This is a genomic window from Listeria immobilis (assembly GCF_014322845.1).
GTDB classification, from domain to species: domain Bacteria; phylum Bacillota; class Bacilli; order Lactobacillales; family Listeriaceae; genus Listeria; species Listeria immobilis.
On record NZ_JAASUA010000002.1, the window covers coordinates 12,907 to 28,064 of the forward strand.

Here is a 15,158-nt window from a genome sequence, read left to right on the forward strand (position 1 = left end):
TTTTTGAAACAAGGAAGTATGCCATTGTCACACAAATACATGCCAAAAGGAACTTATGCTGGGTTTGTGATAAAAGATGGTAAATTAGATAAGCTACCTTAAAAAGGGTGGACGAGCAAGTGGAGCTAAACAAGGAAACGAATGCGCAATGGTTAAATATTTTTGATATGGTTACTCCGGCGATAAACCTTGTTCGTTTTCTTACTGGCATGGAACCAACAACTGGGAAAAAATACTAATTAAAGAATGGTTCCTAGCAGTAGGATTTATTTATATTACTGGATGAAACATAAACGTATGCAAGCAATTGGGTAAGAGAATCTCAAACTAAATTGGTTTCATTTTACATAAGAATAGACGTAGACAGGTGTAAAACAATCGGTGGTGAAAATTTTAACAAATAGTGTTGTCAAATATATGTAAGCGTGTTATTATGAAAAAGAACTGTGACATTCGGTTGGCAGATTTAGAAGTATAAATGAATATTTTTTACGATATAATAATGGTGTTGTTATTACTTATGTAAGCTTGAACCAGTTATATTCAGCTAGTTAATGTTGAATATAACTTTTTTTACGTTAAAAGCAAGGAGGTGGATAGGAATGGAAATCAAAAGAGTGATTAATAATAATATTGTAACCGCAGAACAAAATGGTAATGAAGTAGTTATAATGGGCAAAGGTGTAGGTTTTGGACAAAGCGCTGGGCAACAAGTTAGTCCAGAGAAAATCGAAAAAATCTTTTCATTAGAAAGTACAATTACAACAAATAGGTTTAAAAATTTACTTGAAAATATACCAATGGAAGAGTTGGCGGCGGTAGATGAAATTGTCTCGTATGCCAAATTATCATTAGCGAAAAAAATTAGTGATAGTATATATATTTCATTAACAGACCATTTGCATTTTGCAATCGAGCGTCATGAAAAGAATATGGACTTTAAAAATCCGCTCGCCTGGGAAGTAAAGCACTTTTATCATCATGAGTATTTAATTGGTAAAGAAGCATTAGAAATTATTTCTAAACGACTTAATGTAGATCTTTTACCTGATGAAGCAATAACCATCGCTTTACATCTTGTGAATGCTGAAATGGATATGATGATGGATGGTACTGTTGGTATGACTAAGATTATCAAGCAAGTTTTGAATATAATTCAATATACCTTTAAAACCGAACTTGAAGAGACTAGTTTAGCGTACGAAAGATTATTAACACATTTGAAATTCTTCGTACAGCGTATTACAATAAATCGTCCTTTAGTTAATGATAATATTGAATTGTTTTCATTGATTCGCCATAGCTATCCAGCTGAATTTGCCTGTGCCGTAAAAATTAAGGAATATGTATCAGAAGAAGTTAATTATCAGTTAACAACAGCTGAGTTAGCTTACCTAACGATTCATATTCATCGAGTCATCAATAATGAATAGAAATGGGATTGTTATCAATTATCGAGCTAGACCCAAACTTAGAATTCTGAGTTTGGGTCTTTATTTTTAGGAGGACAGAAAATGGACACAAAAAAAGTAGCTTCAAAGATTATAGATGAAATAGGCGGAACTCAAAATGTTAAATTTGTCACGCATTGTATGTCGCGTTTAAGATTTGTATTAAAGGATGAAAAATTAGCGAATGATGCTAATATCGAACAAATTGATGGGGTGAAAGGACTTATAAAACAAGGTGGCCAATATCAAATAATTATTGGTGGCGAAGTGTCAGAGGTTTTTAAAGAGCTACCCCAAAATATACAACAAAGTGATGAGAATGAGAATAAAAATGAAGTGAAAAAAGAACGATCAATTAAACATTATGGTTCTGCCATTTTTGATTATGTGTCAGGCTCGTTAACTGCTGCGCTACCAGTTATTATAGGTAGTGGTATGGTGAAGTTACTGGTAGCTATATTAGGACTTTTTGGCTTAGCGGAAAATCCAACCGTACAAGTCCTTAATATAATAGGGGATCTAGGACTCTACTTCTTACCTATTTATGTGGCATATGCAGCAGCAACCAAATTAAATACTGATAAACTCTTAGCTATAGCTGTATCAGCCTTATTAGTGCATCCAACATTAATAGAAGCATTTGCAGGAGATGGTCTATCATTTCTTGGGCTGCCTATTTATTCGACAAATTATGCGTATTCAGTTATTCCACCGCTATTTGCAACTTGGGTGTTAAAATATGTCTTAAAACTGGTAGACAGAATTACACCAGGTTGGACTAAATCCATCTTTCGTCCTATGTTGGCATTGATAATTACAGTGCCAATTGTCTTAATTATCTTTGGTCCACTAGGGGCTATCGCAGGAGAAGGATTAGTTAAATTAACAGAAATCGCAGACCAATTTTCTCCGTGGTTAACAAAGGCCGTATTGTCCGCTTTAATGCCGTTACTAATAATTACAGGTATGCATCATGCTTTTGATCCAATTATGTTTGCTAATTTTGCAGGGCCTGGTTATGATAGTTTCTTTTTACCGATGATGCTTGCTACCAATTTTGCAATGACTGGAGCAACTTTAGCTGTCACTTTAAAAACGAAAGATAAAAACTTTAAATCTATTAGTGCTTCATCTGCGCTTTCGGCAGGGGTTGCTGGGATTACGGAGCCTGCTTTATTCGGTGTTCTATTGCGACTCAAGCGACCGCTAATTGCAGCCATGATTGGTTCTGGAGTTGGAGGGATTTTTGTAGGATTATTTAGTATTAAATCTTATGTTCTTGCTTCACCAGGTTTAATTGCAATAATTCAATTTATCGCACCAGATAACTCTGCTAACATTATTTATGCAATTATTGTTGCGGCAATTTCTTTAGTAGTTGGATTTATTATGGTGTATGTACTAGGGTTCAAAGATGTAGGAGCGGCTAATAACGAATCTGCATTAAAACAAGAGGATAATAAAGATGTTAATGTGTTGGCAGGTAATTCGGTAGTTTCACCTATAGAGGGTTCTTATATTCCATTAGAACAAATTAAAGATGCAACATTTGCACAAAAATTATTAGGTGATGGAGTGGCGATATTACCAACTGATGGTAAAGTATATTCTCCTGTAGATGGAGAAATTCAAGTTATGTTTAAAACAGGACATGCTATTGGGATAAAATCAACTGATGGGGATGAAATTTTAATCCACGTTGGAATGGACACGGTGACACTTGAAGGACAAGGCTTTACGCCAAAAGTGAAAAATGGAGAAAAAGTAAAAATCGGTCAATTACTACTTGAATTTGATGTAGATTTCATCTTAAGAGAAGGTTTGGAGATTGTTACTCCGATTATCGTTACAAATTTAGGAGCAACAAATAGAAAACTAAATTATAATCTTGAAACAAATAAAATGATTGCTGTAGGCGAAGAAATATTTACAATAACTGAGAAAGAAGGGTGAATTATGGGATTTCCAGAAGGTTTTTTATGGGGTGGAGCAACCGCGGCGAATCAATACGAAGGCGCATATAATGTAGATGGTCGTGGATTAGCTAACGTGGATTTGCTACCACTAGGAAAAGATAGAAGAGCGGTAGTTTTTGGCGAGAAAAAAATGTTTGATTTTGAAGAAAATTATTTTTATCCGGCAAAAGAAGCAATCGACGGCTACCATCATTATAAAGAAGATATTGCCTTATTTGCAGAAATGGGCTTTAAAACTTACCGTATGTCTATCTCTTGGACTAGAATATATCCTAAAGGTGATGAACAGGAGCCAAATGAAAAAGGTCTTTCCTATTATGAGAATGTGTTTAAAGAATGTCAAAAATATGGAATTGAGCCATTAGTTACTATTTCTCATTTTGATGTTCCAATGCATCTGGTAGAAAAATATGGTTCTTGGAAAAACCGCAAAATGCTTGGTTTTTTTGAAAAATATTGTCAAACAGTATTTACTCGTTATAAAGGACTTGTGAAATACTGGTTGGTTTTCAATGAAATCAATATGATATTACATGCTCCTTTTATGGGGGCGGGCGTTTTTGTTGGCGATCTATCTGAAGAAGAAGCAACACAAGTTAAATATCAGGCTGCCCATCATGAATTAATTGCTAATGCGATGGCGGTGAAAATTGGTCATGAAATTGATCCAGAGAATAAAGTGGGATGTATGGTGGCAAGCGGGAAACATTATCCATATAGTTGTAACCCAGAAGATGTTTTAGTGAGCCAATTGACAGATAGAGAGGATTACTTTTTTTCGGATGTTCAAGCCCGTGGCGAATATCCAACGTTTATGTTGAAAAAGTTTCAAAATGAGGGAATTAACATTACTTTTGAAGATGGAGATGCAAAACTACTTAAAGAAAACACTGTAGATTTTATTTCTTTTTCTTACTATATGTCCAGAGTTGCTACAGCAGATCCATTAATTGCCGAAAAAACGACAGGTAATATATTTGACTCTGTTAAGAATCCCTATTTACCTTCCAGTGAATGGGGCTGGCAAATTGACCCCTTAGGCTTACGAATTACTCTAATTGAATTATTTGACCGTTATCAAAAACCATTATTTGTTGTTGAAAATGGGTTAGGTGCTATAGATAAGCCAAATGAAGCTGGTTTTGTTGAAGATGATTATCGGATTAAATATATGGCTGATCACATTCGACAAATGCGTGATGCGATAGACTTAGATGGAATTCCAGTTTTAGGATATACTATGTGGGGATGTATCGATATTGTAAGTGCAGGCTCTGGTGAAATGAAAAAAAGATATGGTTTTATCTATGTAGATCGTGACAATGATGGCAAAGGAACTTTAAAACGCTCTAAGAAAAAATCATTCGAATGGTATAAAAATGTTATTAAAAATAATGGAGCCAATTTATAAATTAAATCACTAGTAGAAATTGGTGTAGATAGTGGCGATAATTAAGCTATAGACCGATGGCTCATAAAATTGCTAATAAGCGCATAAATTTGAATGTATTATCCAAATTTATGCGCTTATTATTTTTTGTTTTGCATCATGGAAGCAATAGTCGCTAAAGAAAAGTATATGGAAACTAACACATTAAGCAAACAGTTGGAGGGGTACGATTTGCAAAGTCAATTAAGAAAGAGGTAATTTAAAAAGGTTAAGAATTAGAGGTGCAACAGGATTTCATTTGGAAATTTTTGGGAATTACGATATGATGATTTTGAAGGTGAAAAACATAACATAAGGAGATGAACAGATGAAGAAAAACCTGTACACGGCTGGGAGATAATCTCAAGCATAGCTGTACGGATTTATGAAATTGGGACGGGTGCCGTTGTTTTGGTCGATATGCCTTCATTTAGCGACCAAACCCCAGTTGTTTTAGAATAGTGTTGAAGTAGAGCGGGATTAATTACTAGTTAAAAAAAGGAGAGCAACAAGATGAGCAAAAAATTAGTAAGTATTATTATTTTAGGTGTTATGCTTTTGTTAGTAGGTTGTGGTAAAGAGATTATTGATAGTAAATATACGGGACAGTGGAAGTTGGAATCGTCTGGTATCGGTACGAGCGATGGATCAAATTACAAGGAAACAGCTGATTCGGAAAATGTCAGCCTTGATTTGGATATTGATGCGAAAGGGAATGTAAAAGAATTGTATATAGATGATGCAGTCGCTATAACCAATTCTTATAAATTAAAGGAAAAAGGTGACGATGAGTATCAATATGATGGCCCAATAGTTAGTAAAAGAGCCTATAGTTATGAGACGGAAAGTGAAAAAGAGAAAGTGCAGTCTGATTTGGCAGCTCTTAAAGCGAAAGATAATATTAAGATAACAAAAAGTGAACAAAAGGGCGATGAGTATCGTATCGAGCTCAAAGGTGATGAAGATAATTTTGTGCTTTCTTATGAAATTCAAAGTGAAAAATTAATTGTGAAAAAAGTAGATAACAAAGAAAAAATCTTAATAAAGGAAACATATAAGCAAAATTAAACTTTAAAAGTGGAATCGAAAACCCATTATCTTTACTTATTTATTAAAATTAATAATAAAAACTATTCTTTTGAGATTTTTTCAGAAGGATAGTTTTTTTGTTGGAAGAGCGATTATTATAGTTAAATTTAGAATAAACTTACATTCTTAGGTATAATGTGTAGGAGAAGATGAAAATATATTACATAAAAAGGATGTTTGTAATGAACCTAGTAGCATTATTAAAGTACATGCAGGAAAACTATGAAGAACAAAAAACTAATTTTCCTATGGCTGGAAATGAAGTGGCGAAAAATTTTAAGGAAGGTGTGAAATCTGCCTTTGAACAATCATTTTTAGGAGATGATTACGAAATATCTGCATCTATTGGTACTGGAGGATGGGCGAATGTACCTTGGATTGCAGTACATGATAAAGAAATTAGTACAAGTGTCCAAAAGGGGGTTAATCTGGTTTATTTATTTACTACTGATTATCAGGGGGTATATTTATCTTTAAACCAAGGATTTACATATGTAAAGAATAACTATAAGAATACAAAATTAACTTTGAGAAAAATTGCCCATTTTTGGCAGGAAAACTTAGCTACATTAAAAGCAGAGAATGGTTTTACAATTGAACCGATAAACTTAGGACAAGTGAAAAAGAATTATACTCCTCTTGTGAAAGGTTATGAATCTTGTAATATTTATAGTAAGTATTATGATATTTTGGGATTGGAAGAAGCGGACAATGATTTATTACTGCAAGATTTAATGCAAATGCTTACTGTTTTTAAAGAATTAAAAGGGCATTTAACTATAGATGGCAAAAAAGGTATAGAAACTACAATTGATTTTATTCTTAATAATGGAACTTTCAATGAATTAAGCGAAAAAACAAAATCAAAGAAAATCTTAGAAATAGAAACAAAACATAAATTGGTTTTAGGTGAAGAAGAAAAAAATTTAAGAAATTCGAAAGTTAAGGAAGAAAAAGTATCTTACATCACCAAAAGAGATTATGCAAAAGAAGCTATTAGAAATACAGAAAAAGGCTTGCAAGGAGAGTATCTTGTAGTTAATTATGAAAGAGAACGATTAATTAAGAATCCAGTCACAGAGCCATATGCTGATAAAATCACTCATGTTGCTGAAAATGGAGATGGTCATGGATATGATATTATTTCTTATGACATAGATTCATCCTCACCAAATAAAGTAATAGAGATTTATATAGAAGTGAAAACAACTATAGGTGATAGAAATGCACCATTCTATATATCAGATAATGAATTAAATATTGCTAAATTAAAAGGTGAGCGCTATAAAATATATCGAGTGTATGATTATGATTCAATACCAAAGTTAAAAATTATAAATGATTTATTTACTGAAAAATTTGTAGTAGAACCAATCAATTATATTGTAAAAGGAGTGAACCAAAATGACAAACAAACTGAAATCTAGCTATCAAAAAACAAAATATAAACTAAGTGGCAACGGTCCACGCAACATCAGCGTTTTAAAAGAAGCTTTTCAAAATGTGGATGAAAATCTAGAAAGTGACATTTATGGAAACGGAGCTATCATTGAAAACTTTCAAACAAAAATGGCGAAAATCCTCGGCAAAAAAGAAGCAGTGTTTTTCCCAAGTGGAACAATGGCGCAACAAATTGCATTGCGGATTTGGGCAGACCGTCAAGAGAATCAGCGTGTGGCGTATCATCCACTATCCCACTTGGAAATTCACGAGCAAGATGGACTAAAAGAATTACAACAAATTAAACCGATATTACTTGGTGAGGCAACGAGACTTTTAACGATAGAAGACATTAAAAACCTACAAGAGCCAGTCTCTAGCATTTTACTTGAACTGCCTCAACGTGAAATCGGTGGACAGTTACCTTCCTTTGAAGAATTAAAAGAAATCTCGGAATATTGTAAAGCACAAGGAATCGCACTGCATCTAGATGGAGCCAGATTATGGGAAGTAACGCCATTTTATCAAAAAACTACAGAAGAAATTTGCGCGCTATTCGATAGTGTGTATGTGTCATTTTATAAAGGAATTGGTGCAATTGCTGGAGCTGTTTTGGCTGGAGATACTGATTTCGTGCAAGAAGCAAAAATATGGAAACGTCGATATGGCGGGGATTTGATTAGTTTGTATCCGTATATTTTATCGGCAGATTATTATTTTGAGCAGCGGATTGGGAAGATGAATAGTTATTATCAGGCGGCGAAAAAATTAGCAGAGCGGTTTAATGCTTGTGCTGGTGTAAAAACAGTTCCGGAAGTGCCGGTTTCGAATATGTTTCATGTACACTTTGAGCAATCTATTAATGAAATAGAACCAAAGCTTGCTGAAATCCAAGACGAAACTGGTGTTGGGATTTCGGGGAATTTGCAGGAGAAATCGGAGGGTGTTTGTGGTTTTGAAGTGAGTGTTGGAGATGGACTGGAGGAGATTCAGGAAGACGTTCTCCATTCACTATTTGAAAAACTAGCAAAATTGTAAGGAGGCCACCCATGCCAAAACTAATCATCGACGCCGACGATTTTGGGTTATCCAAAGCAATCAATTACGGCATTATTGAAAGCTACAAAACTGGAATCACGACCTCCACTTTACTAATGCCTAATCTAGAAACGGCGGAACACGCAATCCATCTGGCTAAAGACCACCCAGACCTATTCATCGGGCAGCATACCAACTTTTTGCTCGGAAAACCGTGCGCCAATCCAGCGAAAATTCCATCACTTGTTGACATAAACGGCGAGTTTCATCGTTCTAAGTATTACCGGGCCAATCCAGATGTGAAATTTCAGTATGATGATGTTCGAACAGAAACCATCGCCCAAATGGAACGCTTCAAATCGCTAACAGGATATTATCCAGAACATATTGATTGTCATTCTATTGGTGATGAAACTGTGGATCAGGTATTTTGGGATATTGCGCAAGAATTTGGTATACACACTACTTTAAAATACAGTGGTGATAAAAAATGGCCGGATCAAAGTGGTTATTGGCCAATTACTAAATTGCTAGAATCAGGTGCGCTTCCTTATATTGAAAATGGGGTGACAGTTGAGAACTTCCTAAATGACGATTTTGGCTTACTCAAAATGGCGCCAGACGAAATTGCTGAAATGCATTTTGATGTAGGTTTTCTCGATCAATTTGTACTTGATAATTCTTCTTATACCTTAATGCGATGTCGTGAACTGGCGACAATTTGCGACGTTCGAGTGCGAGACTGGCTTGAAAAAAATGGTTGTCAGTTGATTTCATTTGCGGATCTTGTGAAATAAATCAAGTTGACTGTGATAATATCAGCGAGCTCTATATAAAAAAATGAGGTTGGCCAATTAAATCGGACAACCTCGTTTTTTATTTTTTTTACAAATTTTCCCCATTAGTAGCAATCACATTTTTGTACCAATCAAAGCTCTTCTTCTTATAGCGATTAAGCGAGCCACTTCCGTCATTATTACGGTCGACATAGATAAAGCCGTAACGTTTCTTCATTTCGGCAGTGGAGGCGCTAACTAGGTCGATACAACCCCAAGAAGTGTAACCCATTAGCTCAACGCCGTCTTTAATTGCTTCTTTCACTTGTGATAAGTGGGAGCTTAAGTAATCAATTCGGTAATCGTCATTGACTGTTAGGTTTCCAGCAGCGTCTTCTTCTAATTTATCAATAGCGCCAAGACCGTTTTCAACGATGAAAAGTGGTTTTTGGTATCTATCCCAGAAGTCGTTTAGAACAACACGTAGCCCTTTAGGATCGATTTGCCAACCCCATTCGGATGCTTCTAGGTAAGGGTTTTGTACGCCGCCTAGGATGTTTCCTGCGCCTTCTTTACGTTTTGACTCATCGGCTGTTTCAGTTGTGCTCATATAGTAGCTGAAAGAGATGAAGTCAACAGTGTTTTTAAGAATTTCTAAGTCTTCTGCAGTAACATCTAATTCGATATTGTTTTCAGCGAAGTAGCGTTTCATATAGCCAGGATAAGTTCCGCGGACATGCACATCAGAGAAGAAATAGTTTTTGCGTTCTGCTTCCATTACAGCAATGATGTCATCAGGATTGGAAGTAAGTGGGTATGTTGGCATTGCAAGAACCATACAACCGATTTTTGCTTCTGGCATGATTTCATGACCGATTTTTGTTGCTAATGCGCTCGCCACAAGTTCATGATGAACAGCTTGATATAAGTCTTTTTGGGACAATTTATCTGGACTTGTGGAAATTCCGCCACTCATGAATGGTGCATGTAAAATGGAGTTAATTTCATTAAAAGTTAACCAGTATTTCACTTTTCCTTTATAGCGATTAAAAACAGTTCGAACATAGTTTTCGTAAAAGTTGATCATTTTGCGATTAACCCAGCCGTCATATGTTTTTGATAGGTGAAGTGGTGTTTCATAGTGAGATAGGGTAATAAGCGGTTCAATATTATGCGCTAATAATTCATCAAATAAATCATCATAAAATTGCAGTCCTGCTTCGTTTGGTTCTGTTTCGTCTCCATTTGGGAAGATACGAGACCAAGCGATAGAGGTGCGGAAAACCTTAAAGCCCATTTCTGCAAAAAGTTTTACATCGTCTTTATAACGGTGATAGAAATCGATTCCTTCTAATTTTAAGTTATCTGGGGTTGGACCATCAGTAATAGCGCCAAATCCGCCTTTTGGAGTAACATCCTGAACGGTAAGTCCTTTCCCATCAACATTGTATGCGCCTTCAAATTGGTTTGCTGCAGCTGCACCACCCCATAAAAAATCGGCCGGAAATCCAGTGTTTGTTTTCATGTTAAAATCTCCTTTTCTTCGTTTTAAAGTATTTATTAAAAAAACCAAATACTTTTCTAAATACATGCGAAAACATGCTACTTAGAAAAATATTTGGTTATGCCCAGCTTTTGCCGGTAACATTCCTATTTATATTATAAAATATATCAAACGTGTTGTTATTAGTCAATAAAAAGGGTAACGCTATTTTAGTTTTGGAGATAAAGGGTATAAGGTAATGGTTAGATAGAAATAACTAACTAAAAAAGGAGGAACATGATGGATTCAGCAGTATCAGCAATTTTATCACCTGCCGTGGGGATTTTAATTAGCCCATTTCCAATTGTCGGACTTATTTTGATTTTACTTAGTAACAAGGCTCGCATTAATAGTATTTTTTATACGTTAGGTTGGATTATCGGTAATATTGTTATTTTCTTTATCGGATTATTTGTAATGGGTTCAGCTGTAAATACGTCAGGGGATCAGTCCATGTTAGTAAAAATAGTTCTTATTGTATTGGGCGTTCTGTTGATTTTACTAGGAGCGCATGATTTCACAAAACGACCTAAAAAAGGGGAGAAAGCGGATACGCCGAAATGGTTTGCTAAAATGAGTAATATTAAGCCGGGTGGAGCAATGATTTTTGCTTTCTTACTATCAGCGGTAAATCCTAAAAATATGTTGCTTTCACTTACTGCGGGAGTTAGCGTTGGGACACTTAATTTGGTTGGAGGACAAGAAACGATGGCAATAATTTTATTTGGTATTATTGCTTGTTGTTCTATCTATATCCCAACTATTGCCTTTTTAATAGCAGGGGATAGACTTGATAATGTATTAGATAGCACGCGCAAATGGCTGATTCAAAACAATTCGCTTATTATGGCATTATTGTTTTTATTTATTGGACTTAGCGTAATCAGTAAAGCACTTTAATAAAAAGGCCTGAGATAACAAGTCTCAAGCCTTTTTTCTATAATTGTTGTAATGCAAGTTTGGTTAAGTTATCTATGGTGAATCCAAAGTGTGCTGCTAATTCATCACCAGATCCAGACATTCCAAACGAGTCAATTGCTAACATTTTCCCTGAATCGCCAAGGTATTTGTGCCACCCATAAGAAGCGCCCATTTCAGCAGCAAAACGTGTTTTAACTGCTTTGGGTAAAATGGATTCTTTATACTCTGAGCTTTGTTTTTCAAATAGGTCGAAGCTGGGCATACTGACTACACGTGCGCCGTAGCCTTGTTTTGCTAATTTTTCTCTAACGGCTGTCATTAAATGGACTTCTGATCCAGAAGCTAGCAAGAGAATATCTAATTGGTCAAGCGGAGAGTCAGCCAAAATATAGGCACCTTTTGCTAGACCGGTTTTAGCTTTTTCTGCGCTACCTGGAAGGATTGGTAAGTTTTGCCGGCTTAACACGAGCATGGTTGGTTGTGTTTTCTGGTTAAAAGTATAACGATAGGCTTCGACAGTTTCGTTACCATCTGCCGGCCGAATGACAGTTAGACCAGGCATTGCACGGAAGGAAGCTAAATGCTCGATTGGTTCGTGTGTAGGGCCGTCTTCTCCAACAGCAATCGAGTCATGCGTCATAATGAATGTAGACGGAATACCCATTAGCGCTGCCGAACGAATGGCGGAACGAAGATAATCAGAGAAAACGAAGAAAGTAGCACCAAATGCTTGAACGCCACCGTGAAGGGTCATACCATTGACAGCAGCTCCCATGGCAAATTCGCGGACGCCAAATGAGATGTTTTTACCAGCATAGTTCTCAGGAGCAAACCTATCACTTGCTTTTAAATTCGTTTTATTGGAAGAGGCTAAATCAGCTGCCCCACCGAATAAGTTGGGTAGTTTTTTCTCAAGTTCCTGCAAGACGATACCAGAAACTTCCCGTGTTGCAATAGCCGGGTTGTCTTTTTCGTGAAAAACTGGCAACTCCAAGTCCCAATCATTTGTCAAATTACCATCCATTAGTTGTTGCAGGCTTTCGGCAAGTTCTGGATATTTTTGTTTGTAGGCATTAAACGTTCGAAGCCAGTTACTTTCACTTGCACGACCTTTAGAATGATAAAATTCTTTTTGGTTTTCTACCGTTTTTGGTAGCTCAAAAGGAGGCATTTGCCAGTCATAGGCTGCTTTTGCTAGTTTAAGCTCTTTTTCGCCAAGTGGGGATCCGTGTGCAGCTGATTTACCAGCTTTTCCGGGACTACCATAGCCGATGACGGTTTTTACTTCAATTAAAGTGGGGCGAGATTTTTCCGTTTTAGCTAGGTGGATAGCGGCATCGAGAGCTTCCAAGTCATTCCCATCATCAACACGTAGCGTTTGCCAACCTGCAGAACGGAATCGCAATTCTATATCCTCGGAAAAAGATTCGTTTAAATCCCCATCAAGTGAAATATCATTGGAATCATATAAGACGACCAGTTTTCCTAGTTTTAAATGACCGGCAAGAGAAGCTGCTTCATAAGAAATACCCTCCATTAAACAGCCGTCGCCACAAAGGACATACGTATGATGGTCGATGACAGGGAATTCTGGTTGATTGAATTTGGCTCCAAGATGCGCTTCGGCCATTGCCATTCCAACTCCCATTGCGAATCCTTGACCGAGTGGACCAGTCGTTGCATCTACTCCAACTGTGTGACCGAATTCAGGATGTCCAGGGGTTTTACTACTAGTTTGACGGAATTTTTTTAGTTCGGATATTGGTAAATCGTAACCAAATAGATGGAGCAAACTATAAAGCATTGCTGAGCCGTGTCCTGCCGAAAGTACGAAACGATCACGGTTAAACCAAGTTGGATGTTCTGGATTGAACTTGAGATGGTTTTTCCAAAGAGCGAATGCCATTGGTGCGGCTCCCATTGGTAAGCCGGGATGTCCGGAGTTTGCTTTTTCAATCATATCCATTGATAAAACGCGAATGGAATTTACCATTTGTTCATCAATTCTACTCATATTAATTGCCTTCTTTCTGACTGAACGCTTCCCAATCTTTTAAAAATCCTTCGATGCCTTTGTCAGTCAAGGGATGGGACCAAAGTTTTGGAAATAGGCTGCCAGGAATTGTTGCGATATGCGCTCCAGCTTCAGCGGCTTCTTCGAGATGACCGATATGACGAATACTAGCGGAGATGATTTCTGCTTTAAGTCCGTAGTTATCTAGAACGGTTTTGAGATTTTTGATTAAGAGAATGCCGTCTGTACCAATATCGTCTAGTCTGCCTAAGAAGGGGCTAATATATGTTGCTCCGGCTTTTGCTGCCATCAGCCCTTGGGAAACGGTGAAAATAAGCGTAACATTTGTTTTTATTCCTTCTGCTGCAAGTGTATGGACTGCTTTTAAACCTGCTTCTGTCATAGGTATTTTTACAACTACATTTGGTGCCCATTTTGCTAGGATTCGTGCTTCTTCAATCATTTTTTCTGCTTCTAAACCGATGACTTCTGCGCTAACAGGACCTTCTACGATAGAACAGATTTCTTTGATTACTTCTTCAAATGGACGTCCTTCTTTGGCAATAATGGTTGGGTTTGTAGTGACCCCATCCACTAAACCTAGTTCGCTAATTCGTTTGATTTCGGCTACGCTTGCCGTATCTAAGAAAAATTTCATTACTACTCGCTCCATTCTCTCAGCTGGAATTTAATGCTGAATTGATTATTTAATCGTGTATCCGCCGTCGATTATTAGGTTTTCGCCAGTAATTAGGCTTGCTGCATCACTGACTAAAAATAGTGCGCAGGCCGCCACTTCTTCTGGATAACCAAATCTACCAGCGGGAATTAATTTTTTCATATCTTCACCGACTTGACCGGCCCATGCTTTTTTGCCGAGTTCTGTTAAAATAACAGTTGGTGAAATGGCATTGACGTTAATATTGTAAGGAGCCCATTCCATTGCTAGTACTTGTGTCATAGAAACAATAGCTGCTTTGCTAGCGCAGTATGCAACATGTTTATCAAGGGCGATGACAGATGCTTGAGATGCCATATTAACGATTTTTCCGCCACCAGTTGCTATCATTTCACGACCGATAATTTGCGCCATGAGGAAGGATCCTTTTAAGTTAAGCTCCATGGTTTTATCCCAATATTCTTCTGGTAAATCTTCTGCTTTTTCAAGAAGTGCGACACCTGCTGAGTTTGCTAATATATCAATTTTTGGGTAGACTTTTTTTATTTCAGCGACGGCATTTTCGATATTTTCTTTTTTAGTGATATCGACTTGAAGTGCGAGCGTTCTTGATGGATTGATTTTTGCTGCGACATCTTTTACATCTTCCTTAATATCAAGCAAAACAACATAAGCGCCTTTTTCGGAAAAAAGTTCTGCCATTGCTTTCCCAATCCCGCTTGCTGCACCTGTTACAACTGCTACTTTATCTGTAATATTAAAATCTTTATCAAAACCCTTAAAAGTCATTTTCATTACCTCC

The 15,158-nt window shown here is 36.7% G+C and carries 12 protein-coding genes; 8 read left to right on the forward strand and 4 right to left on the reverse strand.

Going from position 1 to position 15,158, the window contains the following annotated elements:
- Positions 1-602: 602 nt before the first annotated feature.
- From licT to HCJ45_RS03040, 7 genes are all read left to right on the forward strand, one after another.
- Positions 603-1,433 carry a BglG family transcription antiterminator LicT gene (gene licT / locus HCJ45_RS03010; RefSeq protein ID WP_187123961.1) on the forward strand — a complete coding sequence of 277 codons (831 nt, stop codon included), beginning with the start codon at positions 603-605 and terminating at the stop codon, positions 1,431-1,433.
- 81 nt (positions 1,434-1,514) lie between these two features.
- Positions 1,515-3,404, forward strand: coding sequence for a beta-glucoside-specific PTS transporter subunit IIABC (locus tag HCJ45_RS03015; protein WP_187123962.1), 1,890 nt, complete (start codon positions 1,515-1,517; stop codon positions 3,402-3,404).
- A gap of 3 nt (positions 3,405-3,407) precedes the next feature.
- The gene (locus tag HCJ45_RS03020) at positions 3,408-4,838 is read left to right on the forward strand and encodes a 6-phospho-beta-glucosidase (RefSeq protein ID WP_187123963.1); all 1,431 of its coding nucleotides are present in this window, start codon (positions 3,408-3,410) and stop codon (positions 4,836-4,838) included.
- A 531-nt stretch (positions 4,839-5,369) separates the two neighbouring features.
- Entirely contained in the window at positions 5,370-5,924 is a 555-nt protein-coding gene (locus HCJ45_RS03025; RefSeq protein WP_187123964.1) for a hypothetical protein, read from the forward strand.
- Positions 5,925-6,127: 203 nt separating this feature from the next.
- Positions 6,128-7,372: an MrcB family domain-containing protein gene (locus tag HCJ45_RS03030; RefSeq protein WP_187123965.1), complete on the forward strand. Its 1,245-nt coding sequence runs from the start codon at positions 6,128-6,130 to the stop codon at positions 7,370-7,372.
- Positions 7,350-8,423, forward strand: a complete 1,074-nt coding sequence (locus HCJ45_RS03035; protein ID WP_187123966.1) for a threonine aldolase family protein — start codon at positions 7,350-7,352, stop codon at positions 8,421-8,423. Before HCJ45_RS03030 ends, HCJ45_RS03035 begins: the two co-directional genes overlap by 23 nt.
- An 11-nt stretch (positions 8,424-8,434) precedes the next feature.
- Positions 8,435-9,220, forward strand: a complete 786-nt coding sequence (locus HCJ45_RS03040; RefSeq protein ID WP_187123967.1) for a ChbG/HpnK family deacetylase — start codon at positions 8,435-8,437, stop codon at positions 9,218-9,220.
- Positions 9,221-9,308: 88 nt separating this feature from the next.
- On the opposite strand, the gene HCJ45_RS03045 is transcribed toward HCJ45_RS03040, so the two are convergent.
- On the reverse strand, positions 9,309-10,724 hold the full coding sequence (locus HCJ45_RS03045; protein ID WP_187123968.1) for a glycoside hydrolase family 1 protein: 1,416 nt from the start codon (positions 10,722-10,724) through the stop codon (positions 9,309-9,311).
- A gap of 258 nt (positions 10,725-10,982) precedes the next feature.
- Between HCJ45_RS03045 and HCJ45_RS03050 the strand changes: the two genes are divergently transcribed.
- Positions 10,983-11,642 (forward strand): GAP family protein, encoded by a 660-nt coding sequence (locus HCJ45_RS03050; RefSeq protein WP_187123969.1) that lies wholly within the window; start codon positions 10,983-10,985, stop codon positions 11,640-11,642.
- A gap of 37 nt (positions 11,643-11,679) precedes the next feature.
- Here the strand turns inward: HCJ45_RS03050 and tkt are convergent, their stop codons facing one another.
- The 3 genes from tkt to HCJ45_RS03065 are packed head-to-tail and all read right to left on the reverse strand — an operon-like array spanning position 11,680 to position 15,145.
- Entirely contained in the window at positions 11,680-13,677 is a 1,998-nt protein-coding gene (gene tkt / locus HCJ45_RS03055; RefSeq protein WP_187123970.1) for a transketolase, read from the reverse strand.
- Position 13,678: 1 nt separating this feature from the next.
- Positions 13,679-14,335, reverse strand: a complete 657-nt coding sequence (gene fsa, locus HCJ45_RS03060) for a fructose-6-phosphate aldolase (protein WP_187123971.1) — start codon at positions 14,333-14,335, stop codon at positions 13,679-13,681.
- Positions 14,336-14,380: 45 nt separating this feature from the next.
- The gene (locus HCJ45_RS03065) at positions 14,381-15,145 is read right to left on the reverse strand and encodes an SDR family oxidoreductase (protein WP_187123972.1); all 765 of its coding nucleotides are present in this window, start codon (positions 15,143-15,145) and stop codon (positions 14,381-14,383) included.
- Positions 15,146-15,158 lie beyond the last annotated feature (13 nt).

Excerpts from the sequence above, each read along its gene's own strand:
- licT (WP_187123961.1), top strand. The coding sequence starts at position 603 with ATGGAAATCAAAAGAGTGATTAATAATAATATTGTAACCGCAGAACAA.
- HCJ45_RS03050 (WP_187123969.1), top strand. The coding sequence starts at position 10,983 with ATGGATTCAGCAGTATCAGCAATTTTATCACCTGCCGTGGGGATTTTA.
- HCJ45_RS03020 (WP_187123963.1), top strand. The coding sequence starts at position 3,408 with ATGGGATTTCCAGAAGGTTTTTTATGGGGTGGAGCAACCGCGGCGAAT.
- HCJ45_RS03040 (WP_187123967.1), top strand. The coding sequence starts at position 8,435 with ATGCCAAAACTAATCATCGACGCCGACGATTTTGGGTTATCCAAAGCA.
- HCJ45_RS03030 (WP_187123965.1), top strand. The coding sequence starts at position 6,128 with ATGAACCTAGTAGCATTATTAAAGTACATGCAGGAAAACTATGAAGAA.
- HCJ45_RS03035 (WP_187123966.1), top strand. The coding sequence starts at position 7,350 with ATGACAAACAAACTGAAATCTAGCTATCAAAAAACAAAATATAAACTA.
- fsa (WP_187123971.1), bottom strand. The coding sequence starts at position 14,335 with ATGAAATTTTTCTTAGATACGGCAAGCGTAGCCGAAATCAAACGAATT.
- tkt (WP_187123970.1), bottom strand. The coding sequence starts at position 13,677 with ATGAGTAGAATTGATGAACAAATGGTAAATTCCATTCGCGTTTTATCA.
- HCJ45_RS03015 (WP_187123962.1), top strand. The coding sequence starts at position 1,515 with ATGGACACAAAAAAAGTAGCTTCAAAGATTATAGATGAAATAGGCGGA.
- HCJ45_RS03025 (WP_187123964.1), top strand. The coding sequence starts at position 5,370 with ATGAGCAAAAAATTAGTAAGTATTATTATTTTAGGTGTTATGCTTTTG.
- HCJ45_RS03065 (WP_187123972.1), bottom strand. The coding sequence starts at position 15,145 with ATGACTTTTAAGGGTTTTGATAAAGATTTTAATATTACAGATAAAGTA.
- HCJ45_RS03045 (WP_187123968.1), bottom strand. The coding sequence starts at position 10,724 with ATGAAAACAAACACTGGATTTCCGGCCGATTTTTTATGGGGTGGTGCA.